The organism is Corallococcus caeni (genome assembly GCF_036245865.1).
Classification (GTDB): Bacteria; Myxococcota; Myxococcia; order Myxococcales; family Myxococcaceae; genus Corallococcus; species Corallococcus caeni.
Genome location: NZ_BTTW01000010.1, coordinates 101387 through 124785, shown reverse-complemented (window position 1 = coordinate 124785; position 23399 = coordinate 101387). Strand labels below are relative to the sequence as shown.

General features: G+C 71.0%; 22 protein-coding genes. 8 read left to right on the top strand and 14 right to left on the bottom strand.

Annotated features, from left to right (window positions below; genetic code table 11):
* Positions 1-23 precede the first annotated feature (23 nt).
* From AABA78_RS33440 to AABA78_RS33430, 3 genes are read left to right on the top strand one after another with little or no spacing between them, the layout of a single operon-like run.
* Complete coding sequence (locus AABA78_RS33440) at positions 24-455, top strand: hypothetical protein (protein ID WP_338269427.1); 432 nt, start codon at positions 24-26, stop codon at positions 453-455.
* 49 nt (positions 456-504) lie between these two features.
* Entirely contained in the window at positions 505-945 is a 441-nt protein-coding gene (locus AABA78_RS33435) for a hypothetical protein (protein WP_338269423.1), read from the top strand.
* Positions 920-1390, top strand: a complete 471-nt coding sequence (locus AABA78_RS33430; RefSeq protein ID WP_338269421.1) for a MerR family DNA-binding protein — start codon at positions 920-922, stop codon at positions 1388-1390. Before AABA78_RS33435 ends, AABA78_RS33430 begins: the two co-directional genes overlap by 26 nt.
* Here AABA78_RS33430 and AABA78_RS33425 read toward each other — a convergent pair.
* The 11 genes from AABA78_RS33425 to AABA78_RS33375 all read right to left on the bottom strand — a co-directional run bounded on the left by AABA78_RS33425 (position 1387) and on the right by AABA78_RS33375 (position 13899).
* On the bottom strand, positions 1387-2349 hold the full coding sequence (locus tag AABA78_RS33425; protein WP_338269419.1) for a transporter: 963 nt from the start codon (positions 2347-2349) through the stop codon (positions 1387-1389). The two genes, AABA78_RS33430 and AABA78_RS33425, sit on opposite strands and share 4 nt — an antisense overlap.
* A gap of 78 nt (positions 2350-2427) precedes the next feature.
* Positions 2428-3639: an exopolysaccharide biosynthesis GT2 family glycosyltransferase EpsU gene (gene epsU / locus AABA78_RS33420; protein ID WP_338269417.1), complete on the bottom strand. Its 1212-nt coding sequence runs from the start codon at positions 3637-3639 to the stop codon at positions 2428-2430.
* A gap of 58 nt (positions 3640-3697) precedes the next feature.
* Entirely contained in the window at positions 3698-5200 is a 1503-nt protein-coding gene (epsV, locus tag AABA78_RS33415; protein WP_338269416.1) for a PCP family exopolysaccharide biosynthesis protein EpsV, read from the bottom strand.
* Complete coding sequence (epsW, locus tag AABA78_RS33410; protein ID WP_338269669.1) at positions 5197-5604, bottom strand: exopolysaccharide biosynthesis response regulator EpsW; 408 nt, start codon at positions 5602-5604, stop codon at positions 5197-5199. The genes epsV and epsW overlap by 4 nt, the downstream gene beginning before the upstream one ends.
* A gap of 23 nt (positions 5605-5627) precedes the next feature.
* The gene (locus tag AABA78_RS33405) at positions 5628-5804 is read right to left on the bottom strand and encodes a hypothetical protein (protein ID WP_207053814.1); all 177 of its coding nucleotides are present in this window, start codon (positions 5802-5804) and stop codon (positions 5628-5630) included.
* Between the two features lie 10 nt (positions 5805-5814).
* On the bottom strand, positions 5815-7131 hold the full coding sequence (gene epsX / locus AABA78_RS33400) for an exopolysaccharide export protein EpsX (protein ID WP_338269411.1): 1317 nt from the start codon (positions 7129-7131) through the stop codon (positions 5815-5817).
* A gap of 4 nt (positions 7132-7135) precedes the next feature.
* Positions 7136-7771, bottom strand: coding sequence for an exopolysaccharide export protein EpsY (gene epsY / locus AABA78_RS33395; RefSeq protein WP_338269410.1), 636 nt, complete (start codon positions 7769-7771; stop codon positions 7136-7138).
* An 8-nt stretch (positions 7772-7779) separates the two neighbouring features.
* A complete protein-coding gene (wzx, locus tag AABA78_RS33390; RefSeq protein ID WP_338269408.1) occupies positions 7780-9336 on the bottom strand; it encodes an exopolysaccharide biosynthesis flippase in 1557 nt (518 codons plus the stop codon).
* A 116-nt stretch (positions 9337-9452) separates the two neighbouring features.
* Positions 9453-10925 carry an exopolysaccharide biosynthesis polyisoprenyl-phosphate hexose-1-phosphate transferase EpsZ gene (epsZ, locus tag AABA78_RS33385; protein WP_338269406.1) on the bottom strand — a complete coding sequence of 491 codons (1473 nt, stop codon included), beginning with the start codon at positions 10923-10925 and terminating at the stop codon, positions 9453-9455.
* A gap of 293 nt (positions 10926-11218) precedes the next feature.
* On the bottom strand, positions 11219-12649 hold the full coding sequence (gene fdhD, locus AABA78_RS33380) for a formate dehydrogenase accessory sulfurtransferase FdhD (RefSeq protein ID WP_338269404.1): 1431 nt from the start codon (positions 12647-12649) through the stop codon (positions 11219-11221).
* Entirely contained in the window at positions 12646-13899 is a 1254-nt protein-coding gene (locus tag AABA78_RS33375; protein WP_338269402.1) for a molybdopterin molybdotransferase MoeA, read from the bottom strand. The genes fdhD and AABA78_RS33375 overlap by 4 nt, the downstream gene beginning before the upstream one ends.
* Before the next feature lie 156 nt (positions 13900-14055).
* On the opposite strand from AABA78_RS33375, the gene mobA reads away from it, so the two are divergent.
* Positions 14056-14661 carry a molybdenum cofactor guanylyltransferase gene (mobA, locus tag AABA78_RS33370; protein ID WP_338269400.1) on the top strand — a complete coding sequence of 202 codons (606 nt, stop codon included), beginning with the start codon at positions 14056-14058 and terminating at the stop codon, positions 14659-14661.
* Here the strand turns inward: mobA and nrfD are convergent, their stop codons facing one another.
* The 3 genes from nrfD to fdh are packed head-to-tail and all read right to left on the bottom strand — an operon-like array spanning position 14662 to position 19935.
* A complete protein-coding gene (nrfD, locus tag AABA78_RS33365; protein ID WP_338269398.1) occupies positions 14662-15870 on the bottom strand; it encodes an NrfD/PsrC family molybdoenzyme membrane anchor subunit in 1209 nt (402 codons plus the stop codon).
* On the bottom strand, positions 15870-16664 hold the full coding sequence (locus AABA78_RS33360; RefSeq protein ID WP_338269397.1) for a 4Fe-4S dicluster domain-containing protein: 795 nt from the start codon (positions 16662-16664) through the stop codon (positions 15870-15872). Before AABA78_RS33360 ends, nrfD begins: the two co-directional genes overlap by 1 nt.
* Positions 16665-16668: 4 nt before the next feature.
* A complete protein-coding gene (gene fdh, locus AABA78_RS33355) occupies positions 16669-19935 on the bottom strand; it encodes a formate dehydrogenase (RefSeq protein ID WP_338269395.1) in 3267 nt (1088 codons plus the stop codon).
* A gap of 282 nt (positions 19936-20217) precedes the next feature.
* Here fdh and AABA78_RS33350 point away from each other — a divergent pair, with 282 nt between their 5' ends.
* From AABA78_RS33350 to AABA78_RS33335, 4 genes are all read left to right on the top strand, one after another.
* A complete protein-coding gene (locus AABA78_RS33350; RefSeq protein ID WP_338269393.1) occupies positions 20218-20613 on the top strand; it encodes a response regulator in 396 nt (131 codons plus the stop codon).
* A 124-nt stretch (positions 20614-20737) separates the two neighbouring features.
* On the top strand, positions 20738-21349 hold the full coding sequence (locus AABA78_RS33345) for a DUF2378 family protein (protein ID WP_338269392.1): 612 nt from the start codon (positions 20738-20740) through the stop codon (positions 21347-21349).
* 131 nt (positions 21350-21480) lie between these two features.
* Positions 21481-22479, top strand: coding sequence for an SDR family NAD(P)-dependent oxidoreductase (locus AABA78_RS33340; protein ID WP_338269390.1), 999 nt, complete (start codon positions 21481-21483; stop codon positions 22477-22479).
* 295 nt (positions 22480-22774) lie between these two features.
* Complete coding sequence (locus AABA78_RS33335; RefSeq protein ID WP_338269388.1) at positions 22775-23374, top strand: hypothetical protein; 600 nt, start codon at positions 22775-22777, stop codon at positions 23372-23374.
* Positions 23375-23399: the final 25 nt, after the last annotated feature.

Below are 23399 nucleotides of genomic sequence, written 5' to 3'. Positions count from 1 at the left end.
GGCGCCGGGCTAGAGTTCCAGGCATGAGCCCCTCCCTGCTCCACCGTGTCATCCGTGGCTTCGCGGTCTACGACCTGTGCGTCACGCTGCCGTTCGCCACGCCGTGGACGGCGGGCGCGATGCTGGGTGTCATGCAGTGGGCGCACGAGGGGTTGGCGCTGCGCGGTGAGGCCATGCCGGCCTTTATGCCCGTGCACCTGTTCTTCGTCGCCCTCTTCGGCGTGCTGGCTGTCATCTGGGCGCTGGTCCGCATCCTCCAGCCCACCGCGCTTCATGGCGCCATCGACACGGTGGGCCGGGGGCTCGTCGTCGCGTGGATGGTGCTGGCGCTCACGCAGGGGGCGACGCGGGTGCTGGGCGCGTTCCTCGTGATGGAGGCCGCGGGCATGTTCGTGCAGGGCGCGCTCCTGCTCGGCGTACGGCGGCGCGTGGCGGCTTCCACGATGGGGAACTGAACGGAGGCCCTTGCCTCTGCACCAAGGTGCAGGGGTTACGGTCCTTCGCATGAACCCTGAACCGTCCCTGCTTCGCCGCGTCGTCTTCGCCAGCGCGCTGTACGACCTCGTCGTCACCGTCCCCTTCGCCACGCCGTGGACCGCGGAGGCGGTGCTGTCGAACCTCCAGGCCTTGCACCACGCGCTGGGGGCAGGCGGTGAGCCGCTCCCCGCGTTCACGTTCACGCACCTGTTCTTCGTGGCCCTGTTCGGCACCATCGTGACGCTGTGGTCGGTGGTGCGGCTCGTCCAGCCCACCGCGTTCAATGGCGCCATCGACACCGCGGGCCGGGCGCTGTTCTCCACGTGGATGGCGTGGGCCCTCACGCAGGGCGCGACGCGGGTGGTGGTGGGGTTCCTGGTGCTGGAGCTGGCGTGGATGTTCGCCCAGGGCGGTGCCATCCTGGGAAGCAGGAGGTGGCGTGGTGGCATCCCCGCGACGGCCCGTTGAAGTGAGTCCCCTGCGCATCGGCGAACTCGCGCGTGAAGCCGGCGTGAAGCTGTCCACGCTGCGCTTCTACGAGCGCCGCAAGCTGCTCTTGCCCATGGACCGCAGCGAGAGCGGCCAGCGCCTCTACGGTCCCGAAGCCGCCATCCGCGTGCGCTTCATCCGCCGCTCGCAGGAGCTGGGCTTCACGCTGAAGGAGGTGTCCGCCGTCCTGGCCCTCACGGACCGGCGCGGCACCCCCACCCGCGACGTGGCCCGCTTCGCCGAAGCGAAGGTCCAGGCCATCGACGCGCGCATCGACGACCTTCGCCGCATGCGCCGCGCCATCACCACCCTGATGGCCGAGGGCTTCTGCCCTCCGGACACCGTGTGCCCCATCCAGGCGTCGCTCGGGGCACCGAAGTCCCCGGCGGAGCGCAAGCTCGCGAAGCGGCGGGGGGACGCCTAGAACAAGGTCGGCACCAGCGTGGCCACGAAGGAGTCCACGGCTGGCACGTTGCGCCCCCACAGCGTGCGCTGGTAGCCCACGAGGAGCTGCAGGTCCGGGCCGAAGAGGACTTCCACCCCGGTGCCGAGCACCAGCTCGCCAAGGGCGCCGTCCGCGGCCTCCACTCCCTCCCGCCGGGGCGCTCCCTGGTGACGGCCGCTCGCCTCCAGCATCAGGGCGAAGCGCTCCGGCAGGAAGGGCCACTCCCCGGAGAAGCTCCAGGAGAAGGTGTCCCCATAGGCCGTGGCCACTTCGCCCACGTGCGCCGGCAGCGCGTGCGTATAGAGCAGGTCCAGGTGCAGGAGCACCGGCCGTGCGCCCTTGCTGAAATCCAGGCCCACCGTCAAATCCGCGCTGCCCGTGCCGCGCACGTCGGTGTCGAGCAGCGTGCTCGCCGCGCTCTTCACCCGGCCGGTGGGCAGCTTCACCTGTGCCAGCAGCGTCGCCTCCGGAAGGCCCCCCGCCGTCTCGTGCAGCAGTCCGAGGCGCCCGAAGAGGAGCGTGTCCCCCGGCCCCGTGGCGTGGGCCTCCCTGCCGCCCGCGCGCCGCCGCTGGTGCAGCACCGTGAGCTGCGCCCCGGCCGCCACGCGCTCGAGCACGCCGTACTCCAGGAAGAGCGACATGGAGGTCGCGAGCTGCGAGGCGCCCGGCGCCAGGGGGACATGGCGTGCCCGCGCGTCATAGGTGCCCCGCGTCCGCGCCACGGAGAGGATGGGCTGGAGCAGGAGCCGCCCGCACGCGGTGAGGGGGGCGGTCAAGGCGACGAAGGGCCCGGACGTCGTGGGCCGGTAGACCCCCTCGCCGGCACCCTCCGGCGCGCCTTCACACCGGGAGGGCCCCTGCGGGGCCTCCGCCAGCGCCCTCCCGGGGAGCAGCAGGCCGGTCAGCAATGGCAGCAGCAGGCGCCACGGGCGGAGCATGGCGATGCAGCGTAGAGGGCACGCCCCTGGAAGGGGAATTCCTCCGGAGGGATTCCCGTGCCCCCAGGACCGCCCGGCCTACCGCCGCTCCGCCTCACGCGTGGTGCGCACCCACTCGCCCTTCTTCTCCGCGCCGGGGCCGCGAATCATCAGCCACACCTTCCACACCACGTAGATGGGCGCCCACGCCAGGTCCAGCAGGCCGCGCGGTCCCACGCCGGACACCCACCAGCCGCGCAGCACGTACAGCGCCAGCGACATCAGGCCGAACGACGCCAGCGCGGACGCCGCCACCGCCGTACCGCCGGACAGCCACGCCACCCCGGCCGCCAGCACGGAGCCCGCCACCGTCGCCAGCACCAGCTGGCTCAGGGGCGGTACCAGCACGTCCATGGACAGGTCCAGCAGGAGCCCGCTCTTCTGCTTCAGCGCGTCACTGAGCAGCGGCCACCCGTGCAGCTTGCGCATCTGCGCGCGGCCGCCCTCCCAGCGCTGACGCTGCGAGCGGCTCTGCTTCTCCGCCGTCACCATCTCGCCCAGCACCTCCGCCTCCCAGGCGTAGTGCACGCGGTGCCCCGCGCGCGCCAGGCGGATGCCGTACTCCAGGTCCTCCACCACGCTGAACGCGTCGTGCGGCACCTGCTTGAGCACCGCGTGCGTGAAGCACATGCCGTTGCCGCGCAGGCCGCAGGACACGCCCAGCCGCTCGCGCCCCATGGAGCGCACGCGGTGGAACATGCCCAGCGCGATGGTCATCAGCCGCGTGCGCCACGACGCCGTGGGGTTCATCACGCCGTAGTGCGCCTGCACGCCGTGCGCGCCGTCCTCCAGCCGCCGGGAGAACGCGTGCAGCAGGTTCGAGGACACCACCGTGTCCGCGTCCACCACCACCACCGCGTCCGCGAAGCCGTCACGCTGGCTGTGCTCGAAGGCGTGCGCCAGCGCGTAGCCCTTGCCGCGCTTCTCCGCGTCCTGGCGCTCCAGCACCGTGGCGCCCGCCTCCCGCGCCTTCTGGGCCGTCGCGTCCGAGCAGTTGTCCGCCACGACGATGATGCGCCGCAGGTGCGCCGGGTAGTCCACCGCGGACAGGTTCGCCACCGTCCGGGCAATGCCCAGCTCCTCGTTGTGCGAGGGAATGATGACGTCGAACTTCCGCGTCGCGGGCGACGGCGGCACCGGCGCCGCCTTGCGCCCCGACAGCAGCGTCAGGAGCAGCAGGTAGCCGCAGCCCACCGCCACCGGCAGGAGTCCCACGCACAGCGCCACGTCCACCCAGGTCCAGACCGTCACGACAGTGTCACCCCCGCGCTCGCGCCATCCTTCGAGGGACGGCCGCGCGCTTGAATCCTCAGCGCCGTTCCAGCTCCGCCAGCACCGGCAACTTGAGCAACCGCTCCACCTGCCACCGCTCCAGCACCCGGCGGCGCAGGATGTCCAGCGCCACCGCCGCGAACACCGCCAGCGCCACCCCGCCCACCACGCCCGCGATGGCGATGAGCTTCGGGTTCGGCTTGGACGGCTTCTCCGGGAAGAGGGCCGGCAGGAGCACGCTGTAGCGGTGCTTCATGGACGCCTTCGAAATCTCCAGCTCCGTCTGCGCCTGGTCCAACCGGCGCAGCTTCTCCTGGTGCCGCATCACCACCATGCGCATCCGGTCCGTGGCCACCGCCACCTCCGGATCATCCGGCGTGCCCAGCATCGCGCCCGCCAGCGGCGCGCCGAAGCCCGCGGCCAGGCTGGTGCCCTCCGTCGCGGAGTCCACGTCCGTGCCGCCCATGCGCAGGTACTCCTGGATGAGCGACTGCTCCTCGGCGCGCAGCGAGATGAGCTGCGGCGAGTCCGCCTGCATCGTCGCCACGCGCTGCTCCAGGTCGACAATCACCGGGTGCTGCGGGGAGAAGACGACGCGCTGCTCCGCCAGCTGCGCGCGCAGCTCCGTGAGGCGGCGGCCGCGGAACTCCTCCACGTCGCGGATGGCGCGGCGCTTGGCCTGCACCAGGAACTTCAGCTGCGCGAGCGCGTGGTCCGTCTGCAGCAGCGCCTGCCGCGCGCTGGCCTGCTTGGGGTCCGCTTCCTTCTTCTTGCGGCGCGCGTCCGCGGCCTTCACCGCGCGCTCCAGGTCGGCGATGGCCTGCTTGATGTTCGCGGCCTCGTTGGCCACCTGGCCCTGGAGGATGTTCACGGACTCGGAGATGGCGCTCATCTCCGACTCGTGGCGCATGTCGAGGAAGTTCTGCGACGCGGCCTCCACGATGTTGAAGGCCATCTGCGGGTCGCTCCAGTCCACCCCGATGGTGACGGTGCCGCTGCCGCCCTCCGCCATCACCGTGAGGCTGGTCTCCAGCATGGCGATGAGGGCCTCCTCCTTGTCCTCGTCGGACATGGGAGGCGGGGCCTTCTTCAGGTACTGCTCCTTCATGCGGCTCATGGGCGAGCGCATGTGGTCCCAGTACTCGATGAGCTTCGCGTTCTTGATGACGGACTTGAGGTTGCCCCGGCTGAGCACCATCTCCCACGCGGCGCGCGTGGGTTGATCCGCCTCCACCGGGATGGAGCGGCCCGGGTTCACCAGCGAGGAGATGATGAGGTTGCGGTACGTCAGCATCCGCGTCTCGACGTGGTACTTGCGCGGCATCAGCTTCGCCGCCAGCGACCCCAGCCCGCTCATCACCGCGATGATGCACAACCCCAGGAACCAGTGCCGGAAGATCGCCCGGCGCACGAAGCCCAGCCCGTCGAAGAGAAAGCCCCAGTCGATGAGGTCGGCCGGCGCGTTCGTCTCCTCGCGCTCGGGGACGTACGGCGGCGGGGGCGCGGCGGAGCGCGGCGTGCGGGGGGCGGGCGTGGTCATGCGCTGCCCCGGGCGGCCGCGGCCTTCAGCACCTGACGCACGCGCTTCTCCAGCTCCTCGGGCGTGAAGGGCTTGCCCAGGTAGCCGTTGGCGCCCGCCTCTTCCGCGTACGCCTTGTCCTCCGGCAGGTTGCGCGCGCTCACCATCAACACGGGGATGTGCGCGATGGCGGGCGTGCGGCGGATGTGCTCGCAGACGTCGTAGCCGGACACGTCCGGCAACGTCAGGTCCAGGCACACCAGGTCCGGCTTGAGCGCGCCCGTCTGGAGGTACTCCATGGCGGCCTTGCCGTTGGGCTGCTCCACCACGTTCTTCACGCCCATCTGCTGGAGCATGTCACGCAGCATGACGCGGAACATCGGAGAGTCCTCCACCAGGAGGACGGTGAGCTGTTGGAGCTCCATCACGTCTGACGCCTTTCCTTCCCTCACCCGAACCCGTACTTGGGCACGAGGACGAGCACGCCATATGCGTACGCCACGTTGAAGAGGGCCACCCACAGGATGGCCTTCTTCATCCCCCGCCAGGGGTGCGCATCGCGCGCGGCCGCTCCGGGCAGCGCGATGGTGGCAACGAGGACGGACAAGAGGATGAGCTTCGCCATGTCGGGAGCCTCAGAGGATACCCGTTTTCTGGACCGTCAGTCCCAGCGTCGCGGACCACACCATGCGGGCCGCCTCCACGTCGGGCGAGCGAGTCCACGCCGTGCGGGTATCCACCTCCAGGGCCACCCACCGGTTCAACGTCCAACCCGCGCCCACACCGCCCACCACCTGCCGGTCCCCCACCGCCCCACCCACCGCGAACGCGCTGCCCCCGGTGCCGGAAAGCCGGAAGCGCGGCCCCAGCGCCCAGGTGCCGTTCAAGGTCAGGTCGGCCCTCGGGTAGACGAGCCCCGTCAGCCGGTCCACGAAGGGCGTCACCCGCGCGGAGAGCCGGCCGTTGAAGTCCGCCACCCGCGACGGCACCCGGTAGGACACCGCCAGCGTCAGGTCCGGGAGCAGCTCCAGGCGCTGCGCCGGGTCCGCCGCCGGCGTGTCCCCGACCTGAAGGGTCGTCAGCCGTCGGTGACCTGACGCGGTGGTGTCCGGCGTCTCGGGGTCGTCCGCGGCGGCGTCCTCCGTCGCGCGCACGGAGTACGCCACGCCCACGCCCACCCCGGCCTCCAGCGACGTGCGCCGGTCCAGCCGGTGCGTCCAGGCGCCGGTGAACGTCGTCACCGTGGCGCGCGCGCCGGTGGAGAAGCGGGAGTCCGTGTAGCCCACCGTGGTGGCCAGGGTGTGCCGGGGCGCGGGGGAGTACCCCAGGGACAGCTGCGCGCGCGGGCCGTACTGGAAGGGCACCGCCTCCTTCGCCGCGTCGTCCAGGCCGCCGCTGGCGGAGAAGCCCGCGCTGCCCGACAGCCGCCAGCCCGGGCCCAGCCACACCGTCTCCGCCGCCAGCGTCGTCAGCGAGGACAGGAAGAACACCGTGTCCACGCCCTCCGGCAGCGGCTGGATGGGCAGGTCCGTGGCGGGCGTGTCCCCGGGCACCGTCGGGTCGTCGCCGGGCCCGCCGCCCAGGGGCAGGTTGGTGAAGAGGTTCACCTGGCCCAGCACGAACTCCTGGGTGCCGTGCAGGGTGAGGCCGCGGGACGGGCGCCAGTCCCCCAAGAGGCGCCCCACGTGCTGCACCTCCGTGCGGGGGGCGGTGGTGGCCTCCCGGAAGGAGATGCGCGGCGCGTACTGCACGGACGCCACCGCGCTGCCGTCGTCGTACTTCAGGCCCAGCGTGGGGACGATGTCCATGTCCGCCGCCACGGGGGCCACCGGCTCACCCGTGGCCTGTGCGTCCATGGAGCGCGCGCGGGTGTCCACGCGGGCCGCGGTGCTGTACGTCACGGAGGCGGAGGCCACCTCCAGCCACAGGCTCGCGAGGGCCGCGTCCAGCATCCGGTTACTCCACCACCACCACGTCGCCGGGGCGCAGGCGGAAGGCCGCCGCGCGGCCCTCGCCGCGGATGATGTCCTCGTAGCGCACGCGGATGCGCGTGGGCTGCTCGGCCTGCGGGTCGTCCCGGCGCAGCACGAAGATGCGGTCGCGGTGGGCGTAGTCCGTGAAGCTGCCCGCGGCGCCCAGCGCCTGGAGCAGCGTCGCGCCCGGGTCCAGCACGTGCGCGCCCACGTTGGCCACTTCCCCCAGCATCGTCACGGACATGGGGCGCGCTTCCTCCAGCGACACCGTGACGACAGGGTGGTTGATGAAGTCCTTGAGCCGCGTCTGGATCTGCTGCGCCAGCAGGGCGGGGGAGTGCCCCGCGGCCTCCACGTCGTCGAGGAAGGTGAGGCTGATGTGGCCGTCCTCGCGCACCTTGGCGCGCGTGGTGAGCGCCTCCTGGCCAAACACCTTCACGTTGAGCACGTCACCGGGGACGATGCGGTAGGCCTCGTCCGACGCGACGGGCTTCTCCTGGTAGTCGTTCACCCAGGTGTACTTGCCCAGGCCGCTGCACGCGGGGACGAGCAGCAGCAGCCCGGCGCACGCGAGGGCGCGGGAGACAGGACCGCGGAATCGGGACGGACGGGACGGCATGGCGCTCCTCACGCGGTGGGGGCGGCCGACACGGCCACCTCGGCGGCTCCATTACCACCCCGCTGGCGCGCCATGCGCACCACCTGCAGCAGTTCCGCGGGGCGCACGGCGCCGGTGCCCAGCACGCCCGCCACGTAGGTGGCCGCCGTCAGCCCCAGCCGGGGCCACGGCGCCAGGCCGGCCCCTATCAACACGCGGTCCAGGGCCACGCACACGCCGCACACCACGGCCGTCTTCGCCACCATGGCCAGCGAACGCCGGTCGAAGGAGTTCCTTCCCATGCGGCCCAGGAAGAGCACCGTGACGATGACCTCCGTCAGGAACATGGACAGCGCCGTGGCGGTGGCGCCGCCGGACGGGCCAATGCGCCCGTACAGCCACGGGATGAGCGCCAGGTTGAAGAGGGGGTTCACCACCGCGCCCATGGTGGCCGCCAGCGTCACCCACCACTCCTTGTTGGACATGGTGAGCCAGATGCTGCTGACCATGGTGACGTAGGCCATCACGAAGATGGGGGACAGCACGCGCAGGGGCAGCGCCGCGGGCTCGAAGCCGGGGCCGCACATCAGGCGCACCCACAGGTCCGCGCCCAGCACCATGGCCATCATCACCGGCACGGTGAACGCGAGCACGCCCTCCAGCGAGCGGCGCGTCAGGTGCGACAGCTCCTCCGGGGAGCGGGCCGCCGCGCGCGACATCATGGGCATCAGCACCCAGCCGAAGATGGGGGAGATGAGGAAGGTCAGCCCCGCGATGCTGAACGCGCCGCCGTACCAGCCCACCTCCTCCTTCGACGCCAGCTTGCCCAACAGCGACATGTCCGTGCGGCCGTTGCACGCCAGCGCCGCGGCGGTGAGGAAGAACGGCAGGCACGCCTTCATCACCTTCTTCGTCGCGGCGACGTCGATGCGGAACTTGAGGCTCAGGTGCTCCTTCGCCAGCTTCCAGCTGATGACGAGCTTCACCGCCTCCGACAGCACCATGGGCACGGCCAGCCACTGCAGGCCCACGCCGAACGCGGCCATCAGCGCCAGGCCGCCGCCCCAGACAATCTTGGTGATGACGTTGGACACCGACAGGCCCGCGACCTTGCCCTTGGAGTGCAGCAGCGCGGCCATGGACGCGTTGACGACGATGAGCGACTGGGCCACCGCGAACCACTGCACCAGGTGCTGCACCTCCGGGGGCTCACCCGTGTGGTGGAGCACCAGCGCCAGCGCCACCATGAGGACGAGCGTCATCGCCAGGCGCAGCAGCATGGTGGTGCCGAAGAAGTCGCTCGCGTGCTCCGGGCGGACGGGCACCTCCTTGCGGATGTACGTCTCCAGGCCCAGGTTCGTGGCCACGAAGAACGTGGCGGCGAACGCCTCCGACCAGTTGAAGTAGCCGAAGGCCTCCGGGCCCAGGTAGCGCGGCATCAGCGCGCGGATGCCCAGCGCGATGGCGTACGTCACCATCAGCGAGCCCCCGAGCTGCAGGGTGCTGCGGACCGCGCCGCGCACCTCGTTCGCACGGGCGCCGTCGTCGGCTTCAGCGGAGGGGGAGATAGGACTGTTCACGGTCATGGATGATGCGGGCCTTCAGGGGGCTGCTGCGCACTCAAGGGGAGGAAGGCCCGCCCCATGGAAAGACAAACGGGCCCGGCGCGTCAACGCCGGGCCCGCGAAGCTCACTCCGGTTGCTAGCTTGCCCCGCGACCGGTGATGACCACCGGCACCGTCTGCAGGAGCAGCCGCAGGTCGCCGGTGAGGCTCCAGTGGTCGATGTACTGCATGTCCAGGTACATCCACTGCTCGAAGGAGATCTGGTTGCGGCCGGACACCTGCCAGATGCAGGTGAGTCCCGGACGCACCGACAGGCGGCGGCGCTGCCACGTCTCGTACTTGGCCACCTCGCTGGGCACCGGCGGGCGCGGGCCCACGATGCTCATCTCCCCGCGCAGCACGTTGAGGAACTGGGGCAGCTCGTCGATGGAGAACTTGCGGATGAACCGGCCGATGCCGGTGATGCGCGGGTCGTTCTTCATCTTGAAGACGGGGCCGGTCTGCTCGTTCTGCGCGGCCAGCCGCTCCTTGAGCTCCTCCGCGTTCACCACCATGGAGCGGAACTTCATCATGTAGAACGGCTTGCCGTGCTGCCCGGTGCGCAGCTGCTTGAAGAAGATGGGGCCGCGCGAGGTGAGCTTGATGGCCGCCGCCACCACCGCGAACAGCGGCAGCAGCGCCCACAGCGCCACCGCGGAGACGGCGATGTCGAACAGGCGCTTCATGGCCATCTGGTGCGGCTTGGGCGCCACCGCGGCGAAGTGCAGGTAGCCGTCCGCCACCGCGCGGGACTCCACCGGGCGGGCGCGGTCCAGGCGGAACGAGTGCGCCGGCAGCGCGAACGGCACGCCGAAGCGCTCCGCCAGCTTGATGGCCGCCTGCATGGACTCGCCCTGCTTGAGCGTGTTGCCCGCGATGTAGACCTCGCTGACGGGCAGCGTGCGCAAGAGGCGCTCCAGCTCGTCCGCGGGCCCCAGCACGTCCGCCGGCAGGCTGTCTCCGGAGGCGTGGTCCTCCGGGAAGCGCACGTAGCCCAGGATCTTGTGACGGCCGCGCTTGAGCAGGTCCTCGCCCGTGTAGCGGCCCATGGCGCCGGTGCCCACGATGAGCACCTCCTCCGTGGGGGCCTCCTGCGAGGCCACCTGGCGGAAGACGCCCAGGCGCAGCAGCAGCGCCACCGGCCAGAAGATGAAGAGCAGCGGCGCCAGCCCCACGTGGGCCGCCGCCGGCATCGCCAGCTCCAGCACCGCCTGCACCGTCACGACGGCCAGCGTGGTGACGGACACCAGCGCCACGTGGTCCAGCTTGCTGCGCTCGGCGAAGCGCGAATCGTAGAGGCACAGCGCCGTGCCCGTGATGAGCCACACCAGCACCGCCGTCACCACCATGCTGGGCAGCTCCCAGCTCATTGGGAACGTCAGCCCGCCGCGCATCCACGCGGACCCCAGCAGCACCCCCACCAGCAGCGCCACGTCCACGGTGAGGTTCAACTTCGCCGCGAAGCCCGGCGCCAGGCGCGGCGGATCGGTGACCTCGGTCGAGGCCCCATTCACCGCCGACGCGGGAGCCTTGACCTCGGCGCTTGCAGTCGCACTGCTCATCGTGTCCACCCCCCTCTGCTCACGTTCAGGTTTCGCAGAGGATACCGTCTAGACTAGAAAAGTTTAACCAGGAGGAAATGCAAGACTGCCAAATTGTGCGTCGCGGCGCAACCACTGCTCAGCAAGAAAGACATGACATCAGGTGAAAACTTGGACACCTGCGCCGGACGTCTGATGCGAATTTTCTTCCGGAGACATTGAAGTCTGGCGGGGTCATTGGATCTCCCCCGGACTCCGCCCTGACCCGGCCGGGTCGTGGACTGCATGTACGATGCCGGTCTGACACCTGGCTGCCTGCCCCTTCACCGGGGTGCGTCATGGCGGAAGTCATGAGGGATTCCCGGAGGTTGGAGGTGGGACTGCAGGCGTTCTGTCGCGGTGTAGACGTTGCAGCGGCCGTTCCTTGAGAACGCAGCGAGCGTCACGCCGGCACGCAGGGCCAGGTCAATGGCCAGGGAGCTGGCGGCGGACACGCTGACGACGACGGGGATGCGGGCGCGGGCGGCCTTCTGGACGATCTCGAAGCTGGCGCGGCCGCTGACGGCCAGGACCGTGGGGGCGGCGGGGAAGGGCGGGGTGGGCAGGCGGCGCGGGCTGCGCACGGCGCCGGCCAGGACCAGGGCGCCCACCACCTTGTCCACGGCGTTGTGGCGGCCCACGTCCTCGTGGGCGGCGAGCAGCTCCCCGTTTGCGTCCAGCGCGGCGGCGGCGTGCACTCCGCCGGTGAGCTCGAAGGTGTACTGGATGGCGCGCAGGCGTTCGGTGGCCAGGGCCACGGTGCGGGGGGAGAGGACGGGGCCGGGGGCGACGCGGTCGCAGCGGGCCATCAGGTCGTCCACGTCGCGGCGGCCGCACACGCCGCACGCGGAGGTGGTGAGGGTGCCGCGGCGGGTGGCCTCCACGCGCTCCAGGTCGAGCACGGCGCCGGCGGCGGGGATGACCTCCAGCACGTTGCCGTAGCCTTCCTCGCCGGGGTGGCCGCAGTGGAAGAGGCTGCCCAGGTCGGCTCCATCATCAAGGATGCCCTCGGCGAAGAGGAAGCCCACCGCGAGCTCGCGATCATGGCCGGGGGTTCGCATGGTGGTGGCGACGGTGTCGCCGCTCACGCGGATCTCCAGGGGCTCCTCCACGGCCACGCGGTCGTCCTCGGCCGCACGGAGGGTGTCACCGTCGAAGCGGCGCACCGCGCGGTGGGTGACGCCGCGCGGCTCTGGGAGGGAGACCTTCCTCGGCGCGGACTGATCACTCAGCCACGCGGTGAGGAAGTCCGCGACGGCGAGTGCGGTCGCGGGCAGGCGCGTGCGCGAGGCCACGGCGGGCGGAGGCGCGGGCGCGTCCGTCACCACGGCGAGCACGTCGGGCCGGGAGGCCGCGAGCGGCGCTTCCAGCCCCTCGCGCCACACCTCCAGCTTCGGGAGGGGGCCGTCCTTCCAGCCCTCCACGAGCACCAGGTCCACGCGCTCCGCGTCGCGCGCCAGCAGCGCGGGGGACAGGGCTTGGTGGGTGGTGCGCTGCGTGCCGTCCGGCGTGGCGAAGCCCGTGAGCACGGCGCCCGCGGCGTCCAGGCGCGCGGTGTCGCTGCCCGGGCGGTGGAGCGGGTGCGCGTCCGACGAGTGCTTCACGTACGCCACGCGCAGGCCGCGCGAGGCCAGCTCCGGCAGCACGCGCTCCAGGAGCGTCGTCTTGCCGGCGCCGGAGTGGCCGATGACGGCGAGCGCGGGGGGCGGCTTCACGGGGCCTCCACGGGGTGGAAGTCCGGCTGTTCGAAGAGCTGCACGTCCACGGCCTCGCCCTCGGCGAAGTCGGCGCGGCCGGCGGGGAGGACGGCCCAGCCCCGGGCCGCGACGTTCTGGAGAATCTGTCCCGCGCCCTGGGGCCGCAGGCGTGCCCACGGTTCGGCGCCGTCCCCGCGCGCTTCGAGCGCCGCGACGGTGACGAGGTACGTGAGGCCCGCCTGCTTGTGACGGGCTTCGGAGAGGCGGGCGCGGGTGACGCGGCGCTGTTCGAGGACGCCCTGGTGCTTGAAGAGGAGGGGCCGCGCGAATTGATCAAACGCGACGGTGGCGGCGCCGGGGTTGCCGGGCAGCACGACGACGGCGGTGGAGCCCAGGCGGGCCACGGCCACGGGCTTGCCGGGCTTGAGCGCGACGCCGTCCACGAGGAAGCGCGCGCCCATCCGGGTGAGGACGCGCTTCACGCAGTCCTTGTCGCCCACGGAGGCGCCGCCGGTGGTGATGAGCACGTCGACCTGGGGCGCCAGCGTCTCCAGTTGTGCGTGCAGCTCCGCCTCGTCGTCGCGCGAGCGGCCCAGGTGCGTGACGTCCGCGCCGGCCTCGCGGGCGAGCGCGGCCACGAGGAGGCGGTTGCTCTCGAAGACCTGGTGGGCTTGCGCGGGCTGGCCGGGAGGGACGAGCTCATCCCCGGTGGCGACGACGGCGACGCGCGGCGCGGGGCGCACGAGCGCGGTGGCCTCACCCAGCGACGCGAGCACGCCGAGCACGGTGGCGTCCACGCGCTGGCCCGCGGCGAACAGCGGCGTGCCGGGCATCACCTCTTCGCCGGCGCGGCGCAGGTCGTGGCCGGGCCCGACGGAGACGAAGAGGTCCACGTGGGCGCCGTCGTCGGTGGGGCGCGCGGCCTCCTGACGGACGACGGCGTCGGCGCCGGGGGAGAGCGGGGCGCCGGTGAAGACGCGCGCGGCTTCGCCGGGCTGGAGGGCGCGGCGCGGCAGGTGGCCGGCGTAGACGGTGTCGACGATGCGCAGGCGCGCGGGGCGGTCGCGGTTGGCGCCCCGGGTCTCCTCAGCGCGCACGGCCCACCCGTCCATGGCGGAGTTGTCGCAGCCGGGCAGCGCGCGTGAGGCGACGACACCAGCGGCGAGGAACCGGCCATGGGCTTCCAGCAGGGGAAGGCGCGCGGGGGCCGCGGGCGCGATGGCATCGAGCGCGGCCAGTCGCGCGGCGGGGAGGGGAGTCAGCGGCATGCGTCCAGGAGGGGGAGCTGGACTCTACGACGGGGGGCGCGTGCCTTGTCCACGGGTGGCGTGGGAACGGAGGCTGCTCCCTCCCTCTGGGGCTTGGCGAAATCCGGGGAGTGGCGTGTTTCCCGGGCGGGAGGGAGGTGTGTAGGGTCGGCGGACATGGACGGATCCGCGACCTTTCCCGACGTGACACTGGCCATCCTGGCAGGAGGGCAGGGGACCCGTCTGGGAGGTGTGGCCAAGGGGCTGCTGAGCGTGGGAGGGCTCACAACCCTGGAACGCCTGCGGGCATTCGGGTCGCATTTCGAGGACGTGGTGCTGGTGGCGAATGTTCCGGAACCGTACGAGCGCTTCGGGCTTCGCACGGTAGCGGACGCGGTGAAGGGCAAGGGAGCGCCCGGAGGCGTCCATGCGGCCCTGGGTGCGGCGCACACAGCGTGGGTCTTCGTGGTGGCGTGTGACATGCCGTTCGTCACGGAGTCCGCGGCGCGGGTGGTGTTGGACGCGCGGGCCATTGACGTGGACGCGGTGTGCTTCGAGCGCGACGGACGGTGGGAGCCACTCTTCGCGGCGTACCGCACGGAGCTGGTCACGCGGTGGGGTGAAGCGCTGACGGAGGATCCCTCCATGCGGCGGGTGCTGATGCGCCTCCGCACCCGGACGCTGCTCGTGGACGCACTGCGCGCGGTGGATCCGGAGCTGCGCGCGCTGGCGAACGTGAACACGCCGGAGGACCTGGCGCGTTACGGCGTCACGTTGCCCTGATCATAACGGCTGCGGCTGCGTCACCATGAACCGTGCATACGGTGCATCCGGCCTGGGAGGGCTGGCCTGGCCCAGCACGGGCAACGGGAAGCTCAGCGGCTTTCCGTCCGACGCCACCGTGTTCCCGTCCACCTGCGCCGCACCCAGTCCCTGTCGCTGTCCCTGGAACGTGGCCTGTGGATTCCGGGCGGAGGCCTTGCCCGCCTGGATGATGCCGTAGCGCACGGCCACCGCGCCCACCGTGGACAGCACGTCCGCTGTCACCTGCTTCCACCGCGACCGCCCCGGCAGTACGTCCACCACCAGCCCCGCCAGCGAACACGTCCGCGACAGCATCCACAGCGCTCCAGACACTCCCGAGCGCAGCGGCTTGCCCACCTCCACGACCTGCCGCGCCTCCAGCTCCACCGCTTCGCGCGTGAACAGCTCCGCCACCTTGCCCGCGATGCGGAAGCGGCGCAGCACTCGCTCCTCCTTGTCCGTGTGCGGGAACAGGGACAACAGGCTCCCCGCGCTCGCCGTCGCGGAGGACATGAAGAACAGCGGCAGCGTGCGCCCCACCTGCTGCCACAGGGGCACCGCCGTGTTGCTCACCAGCACCGCCGTGTACCCCGCGAGCGGCAGGCCCAGCACCGCGCCCATCCAGCCCGCCACTCGCCCCATGCCGCCCAGGACCCCGGGCCTCCGCCGCAGCACCCACGCCGCCGAGTTCACCGCGCCCGAACCCGCCAGCACCCACGACCCCATGCTCATGGGCGACGTGGGCCGGAACACGCGCAGCATGTTCAGGAAGCGGGACGGCCTGCCCAGGTCGTGGATCAACAGCCCCGCGCTCATGATGTCGCCCGCCAGGCCCACCGTGTGACAGCGCTCCGCCAGCCGCCCCAGCCGACGCCCTCCGAAGGACTCCAGCGCCACCCCGAGCACGCTCGCCGCGCCCGCCACCCCGCCCACGTAGAAGTACGCGGGCACGGTCCAGATCCACAGCGGCTCCTTCAACACCGGCATGCCGTAGTAGCTCGGCGCCTCCGCGCTGTCCGGCCCTGACCTCGACGGCACCGTGGACAACACGTCCATCCCCTGCCTCGTGGGCTCCGGATCCTTCACCCGCTGCTGGGCACCCTCGCCCTCCAGGATGCCCGCGCGCGGATCGATGTTCCGCCCGTCCGCCTTGCGCTGCAGCCGGTCCAACAGCGTGTCGTCGCTCATCACCCCTCCCGCCCCAACACCACCGCGCCCACCGCCACGGCCACCATGCCCACCGCGCCCATCGCCACGGACGCCCACGACCGCAGCGCCTTCTTCGTCGGCACCACGGGGTCGGGCGGCAGGTTGTAGACCTCCGGCTTGTCCAACAGCAGGAAGAACGCGTTGAGCCCGCCCGTGCCCGGCTGTCCTTCCGCGTCCTTGCCGTACAGGTACGCGTCCGTCACGCCCTGCTGGTGCAGGTCGCGCACGCGCGTCTCCGCTCGCGCGTGCAGTTCGTCCAGGTCGCCGTACTGGATGGACGCCGTGGGACACGCCTTCGCGCACGCGGGCGTCTGGTCGTCGCTGATGCGGTCGTAACAGAGCGTGCACTTCCACGCGCGCCCGTCGTCCTCGCGCCGGTCAATCACGCCGAACGGACACGCCGACACGCAGTAGCCGCAGCCGTTGCACACGTCCGGCTGCACGTAGACCGTGTCGAACTCCGTGCGCACGATGGCGCCCGTGGGACACGCCTCCAGACAGGCCGCGCGCTGGCAGTGCTTGCACACGTCCGACATCATCAGCCAGGAGAAGTCCCCCGCGCCCGACGTCTGCCCCTGCAACGGCACCGGCCGCTCCACGAACGCCACGTGCCGCCACGTCGACGCGCCCAGGTGCGCCGTCTGGTCGTACGACATGCCCGTGAAGTGGAAGCCGTCGTCCGGAAGCTGGTTCCACTGCTTGCACGCGACCTCGCACGCCTTGCAGCCGATGCAGAGCGTCGTGTCCGTGAAGAACCCCTTGCGGCTCCCCATGCGCCTATCCCTTCCCCTCGGGTTCCTGCGCTTCCGTGTGGTCCGCCTCACCCGGCGGCGTCACGTCGCGAGGCACCTCCGGTACCGTGAGCGGAGGCGGCGCCGCGCCCGCCGCGGCCCGCTCGCCCGAGCGCATCCGCCCCGCCCGCAGGTCCGCCGTGAACGCCTTCGACTCCTGGATGTCCACGTTCTGATCCGCGACGAACGCCGTCAGCTCGTTGGCCCCTTCACCGCGCACGCGCCCCGTGACGCCCCAGTGGTACGGCAGGCCAATCTGGTGCACCCGCCTTCCCTTCACCTTCAGCGGGCGGATGCGCTCCGTGACCAGCGCCCTGCACTCCAGGTCCCCTCGCGCCGTGGCCAGCGTGCACCAGTCCCCGTTCCTCAGCCCCTTCTCCCGCGCCAGCTCCGGGGAGATTTCACAGAACATCTCCGGCTGCAGCTCGCTCAGCCAGGACAGCCAGCGCGACATGCCGCCCGCGGTGTGGTGCTCGGTGAGCCGGTAGGTCGTGACGACGTACGGGTAGCGCGGGTCGCCCCAGGCCCGGTGATAGGGATTGTCCTTGCGCCTCCACTCCTCGCGCGTGGGGCTGCACTGCTGCGCGTAGAGCGGGTTGGGCACCACCGACTCCATGGGCTCGTAGTGCGTGGGCAGCGGCCCGTCCATCATCCCGCTGGGCGCGAAGAGCCAGCCCTTGCCGTCCGCCTGCATCAGGAACGGATCATTGCCCGCGAGCGTCGCCAGCCCCGTCGCGCCCTCGGGGGGCCGGTACTCCGGCGGCCGGTCCACGATGAAGTCCGGCACGTCCTCTCCGGTCCACTTCTTCTCCCCGGCGTCCCACCACACGTAGCGCTTGCGCTCGCTCCAGGGCTTGCCGTCCACGTCCGCCGACGCGCGGTTGTAGAGCATCCGCCGGTTGGACGGCCACGCCCAGCCCCACTCGGGCGCCACCCACGTCTGCGCCTGCCCCGGCTTGCGCCGCGCCGTCTGGTTGACGCCGTCCTTGTAGCAGCCCGAGTAGATCCAACAGCCGCTCGCCGTGGAGCCGTCGTCCTTCAGCGCCGTGAAGCCGTCCACCGGCTTGCCGTCCGCCACCGTGTAGCCGTTGATCTCCTTGAGCACGGCCTCCGCGGAGGGCTCCGCGTGCGGCCCGTGCGTGGGGTAGTCCCACGTCAGGTCCAGCAGCGGCGCGTCCTTGGGGTCCGTGGAGCCCGCGTAGAGGGCGCGCAGCTTGCGTCCCAGGTGGTAGGCGAAGTGCAGCTCGCTGCGCGCGTCCCCCGCCGGCTCTACCGCCTTGTGATGCCATTGCAGCAGCCGCTGCGTGTTGGTGAAGCTGCCGTCCTTCTCCGTGTGCGCGGCGGCCGGGAAGAAGAACACCTCCGTTTGGATGTCCTCCGGCCGCACCTGCCCGGCCTGCACCTCCGGCGCCGTGCGCCAGAACTCCGCCGTCTCGATGAGGGTGAAGTCGCGCACCACCAGCCAGTCCAGCTTGCGCAGCCCCTTGCGCTGGAGCGCCCCGTTCATGCTGCCCACGGCGGGGTTCTCCCCCATGACGAAGTAGCCCTGGAGCTTCCCGTCCGCCATGTCCGCCACCGTCTGCATGTGCGAGTGGTTCCCCGTCAGCCGGGGCAGGTGGTCGAAGAGGTAGTCGTTGTCCTTCGTGGCCCTGTCCCCGAACCACGCCTTGAGCAGCGACACCGCGTACTTGGGGAACTCCGACCACCAGCCGCTGCCGGACTTGTTGTTGCGGATGTATTGCTCCAGCCCGTCCGGGGTGGGGATGGCGTGCGGCATGGGCAGGTAGCCCGGCAGCAGGTTGTAGAGCGTGGGGATGTCCGTGGAGCCCTGGATGGACGCGTGCCCGCGCAAGGCGAGGATGCCGCCCCCCGGCCGGCCGATGTTGCCCAGCAGCAACTGGAGGATGGCCGCCGTGCGGATGTACTGCACGCCCACCGAGTGCTGCGTCCAGCCCACCGCGTAGCAGAACGCGCTGGTGCGCTCCGGGTTGGAGTTGTCACACAGCGTCTTCGCCACCTGGAGGAACAGCGCCTCGTCCACGCCGCACACCTGGGACACCACCTTCGGCGTGTAGCGGGAGAAGTGGCGCTTCAAGAGCTGGAACACGCACCGCGGATGCTGGAGCGTCTCGTCGCGGTGCTCCTCGTGCACGTCCACCCGGTGGTCGTGTCCGCCGCCGCCCGCGCCCGGCTCGTCCGTCAGCTCCTTGTGGCCCGCCGCGGGCACGGCGCCCGGCACGCCCTGGTACTGCCAGGTCGTGATGTCATAGCGGTTGTCCTTCGGCTGGTAGCCGCTGAAGAGGCCCTCCAGGTCCTCCGTGTCCACGAAGTCCTCGCGGATGAGCGTGGCCGCGTTGGTGTACTGCACCACGTAGTCGCGGAAGTACCGCTCGTGCTCCAGCACGTAGTGGATGAGCCCGCCCAGGAACGCGATGTCCGTGCCCACGCGGATGGGCGCGTACACGTCCGCCACCGCGCTGGTGCGCGTGTAGCGAGGGTCGACGTGGATGACCTTCGCGCCCCGGGCCTTCGCCTCCATCACCCACTGGAAGCCCACCGGATGGCACTCGGCCATGTTGGAGCCCTGGATGAGAATGCAGTCCGAGTGCTGCAGGTCCTGCTGGAACGTCGTGGCGCCGCCGCGACCGAACGTGATGCCCAGACCGGGCACCGTGGACGCGTGTCATATTCGAGCCTGGTTCTCCACCTGCACGACGCCCAGCGCGGTGAACAGCTTCTTCAGGAGGTAGTTCTCCTCGTTGTCCAGCGTCGCCCCGCCCAGGTGCGCCAGCCCCAGCGTCCGGTTCAACCGGTGGCCCTGCGCGTCACGCTGTTGGAACGTCGCGTCGCGCGTGCGCTTCACGCGCTCGGCCACCTTGTCCATCGCCTCTTCCAGGGGGATGGGCTCCCACTCCGTGCCGCCGGGGCGGCGGTAGAGGACCTGCTGGACGCGTTGCGTTCCCGTGACCAGTTGGAAGGTCGCGGCGCCCTTGGGACACAGCCGCCCGCGTGAGATGGGGGAGTGCGGGTCGCCCTCGATGTCGAGGATGCGACCGTCGCGCACGTGCACCTCCTGTCCGCAGCCCACCGCGCAGTACGGACAGATGGACTTCACGACCGCATCAGCGGACTTGGTGCGCGGCGCCAGCGCGCGGCTGCGCGCCGTCATCGCCGTGTCTCCCAGCGCCCGGCCGTCCCCTCGGGTGAGCTGCCGAAGCACGGGCCAGGCCTTCAACACGTCGCGGAACTTCAAGGCCGCTCCTCCCCTGACTGGCAGCGCACGTGGAACCCCGGCCCGGAAGATGGGGACGCGCCGCGCGAGAGGCCAGTGCCCGCGCCCGGAAGCAGGCGAGCAGGCACGAAAACGCACCGCGCCCGAAATCAGGGTGGGGGGCTCCAGCCGTTATTTCTCCACGGTGCCAACACCTTGTCCGGCTCCTCCCTCCCCGTGGGCCTTCGTGCCTTCACGAGGAACCGGACGACCCACAGCCACATGACGGCCGGATGTGTGGCGGAAAGCGAGTGGAGACACTGCATGACAGACAGTGCCCCCCCCATCCTCTTGATCGAGGACGAGGAAGACATCCGGGACGCGGTCGCGACGCTGCTGGAGATGGAGGGCTATCGCGTCGCGCAATGCATCCACGGAGAGGACGCATGGAACTGGCTGAAGTCCCATCCGCGCCCAGGCCTGGTGCTGCTGGACCTGATGATGCCGGTGATGGACGGACAGGCCTTCCTCGCGAGGCTGTCCGCGGAACGCATGCTGGAGGGCGTCCCCATCGTCGTGCTGTCCGGCAGCCCCTTCCATCCTCCGGGCGCGACGGCCTATCTGCGCAAGCCGGTGTCGGTGGCTTCCCTGCTGGAGGTGGTGCGCCACTTCCTGCCTTCATCATCCGGGGAAGGCCCGGAAGGACCTCGCACGTCGTGAAACATGTGTCGCGTGGCGCGAGGCAGGTCCATCCAGGACTCGCGATGGAACGGGACCTGTGGAATCCTCGCGCCCCGCCGGGTCCCCGCCTGGTCCAGTCCCCCTCATTCAAAGGACGACGCTGATGCCGCACGGCGCGCTGAATCTCCCCGACGACGTCGCCCGTGACCTGGAGGCTCGCCTGGCCGCAACGACGCCGGAGGACACGAGCCGGGGCCTGTTCTTCCTGGGCGTGCTGGACGCGGTGCGGTTCCTGGGCGGACCGGAGGCGGTGTCGCGCTGTCTGGAGCAGGTGGGCGAGACCGCCGACTTCATGCCCATGCAGACCTATCCGTTCCCGCGCTTCCTGCGGCTGTCCTACGTCGCGGCCGAGCAGCTCTCGTCGCTCGTGGGCGGGCATGAGGCGGCGCAGCGGCAGATTGGCACGCAGGCGATGCTGGACTTCCTCAACTCCATGTTCGCGCGTGACTTCGTGCAGCAGGCGGGCGGCGACCCGAAGCGGCTGCTGGAGCTGATGCACTCCGGCTACCGCACGGCGCTGAACTTCGGCGAGCGCACCGTGGAGTGGACGGGGCCCACGTCCGGCCGGGTCATCATGAAGCGCTCGCTGATGCCGGTGCCCTACAACGAGGGCATCCTCCAGTCCGCGCTGGAGGTGACGGGCGTGCACGACGTGCAGGTGCGCGGCAAGGCGCAGTCGCTGGTGGACGCCGTCTACGACGTCTCCTGGGCCTGAGCCCCGCGCGCCCTGCCCGCCGGCCCGCTGAGCGGCCGGGCGAGGGAGGGGCGCGCGGAGGATTTCGGGGGCCTGGCTCGTGCGAAGCCCGTGCGGAAGTCCCACCTCTTCGCGAGGAGGGGTGAAAACGCATGGCGCGTCACGAGGACTTGAAGGGACAGGTGGCCATCGTCACGGGCGCGTCGAGCGGCGTGGGCTGGCAGTCCGCGCTGCGCCTGGCGGAGGCCGGCGTGCGGCTGTGCGTCACCGCGCGGCGCCAGGCGGCGCTGGAGCGGCTGCGCGTGGAGGTGCTCCAGCAGGGCGGCGAGTGCCTGGTGTGTGAAGGCGACGTCACGGTGGCGGAGGACGTGGAGCGCGTGGTGCGCGAGTGCGTGGCGCACTACGGCCGCGTGGACCTGCTGGTGAACGCGGCGGCGGTGCAGTCCTACGGGTACTTCGACCAGCTGCCCTGGGAGCACATCACGCGCGTGTTCGACGTGGCGTGCTTCGGCTACTTCCGCTTCGCGCGCGCGGTGCTGCCGCACTTCCGGAAGCAGGGCCACGGCCACCTGCTCAACGTGCAGTCCATGCTGTCGTCGGGGTCCGCGCCGCTCTTGTCCGCGTACGCCGCGGCGAAGCACGCGACGCTGGGGTGGGCGCAGTCGCTGGAGATGGAGCTGCAGGGCACGGGCATCCAGGTGTCCAACGTGCTGGTGCCGTCCGTGTCCACGCCCATGTTCGACCACGCGCCCACGATGCTCGGGAAGAAGCCCGTGCCGGTGCCACCCACGTACGACGTGGACCTGGTGGCGAAGGCGGTGGTGCGGCTGGCGAAGCGGCCGGGCCGCACGTCGGTGCCGGCGTTCCTCCAGGGGCGGCTGATGCTGTGGCTCAACGGCGTGGCGCCGTCGGTGGGCAAGGCGGTGCTCTCCCGCTTCGGCGTGCGGATGCAGATGACGGACACGCCGCTGGACCGCCCCGAGGGCAACCTCTTCAGCCCCGTGGCCGAAGGCGTGGGCCCCCGCGGCAGCGTGCCGCCGACGCCCGCGTGGAAGCGCTTCACCGCGACGCTGGGGTTGGCGGCGCTCACGGGCGGCGTCGTGGGCGGCGCGGTGCTGGGCGCTCGCGGCCTGGTGCGCGCGGCGCGCTGACGTCCCCGGACACGCCACCTCCGCGCACGGGACGGTCCGGACCTGTCCGACAGCCGGACAGGTTCCGGCGGTGCACTGTGGACGGGGAGTCCACACGGGGTTCTCTCTTTCTCATCCCTGTAGATAGAGAGGCGCGCGATCAGGATTTTTGTGTTCGCGGCGCTGATGGTGGGGTGTCAACGAAGTGTTGGGTGGGTCGGAAAACATCCTCGCGTTGCGGCAGGCTTTGGCTAGAAGGGGCCCCGCATGCGCACCGGGAAGGGTCGGCCGGGCGCGAACGTGGGGAGAAACCTCGATGCGTGGAAACAGCAAGTGGACGGGCCTGGCGCTGGTGGCGGGTCTCGCGGTGTCGTCGCAGGCGGTCGCGGCGGATGAGCCGAACCTGAACAGCGATCCGGGCAAGGCGTCTGACTTCGGTCAGGCGAGCCAGGTCGTCATCAGCCAGGAGCTCAACGGCTTCCTGGGCTACAACACCGCCTCGGAAGTGTTCCTGATCCGCCTGGAGCCGTCCGCGGACTACTTCCTCCAGCAGAACCTGTCGGTGGGCGCGTCCGCGCTGGTGGCCTTCGGCTTCGGTGACAGCACCGTCGTGGGCCTGGGCGTGCTGGGCCGCGTGGGCTACCACCTGCCGCTCAACGAGCGCGTGTCGTTCTGGCCCAAGGCGGGCTTCGGCGTGCAGTTCGCGCACGTCCCGAACAGCAGCGACGTGAACTTCGTCCTGGATTTCAACGCCCCCATCCTGTTCCACGTCTCGCCGCACTTCTTCGTGGGCGCGGGCCCGCAGGTGCGCGCGCTCATCAGCCAGGACGTGGGCAGCCTGGGTTCGGAGCAGGGCAACTTCTCCGGCAACGACGTGACCATCGGCATCACGACCACGGTCGGCGGCTACTTCTAGCCTCGGGCCGTTCCTGGCACCCGGG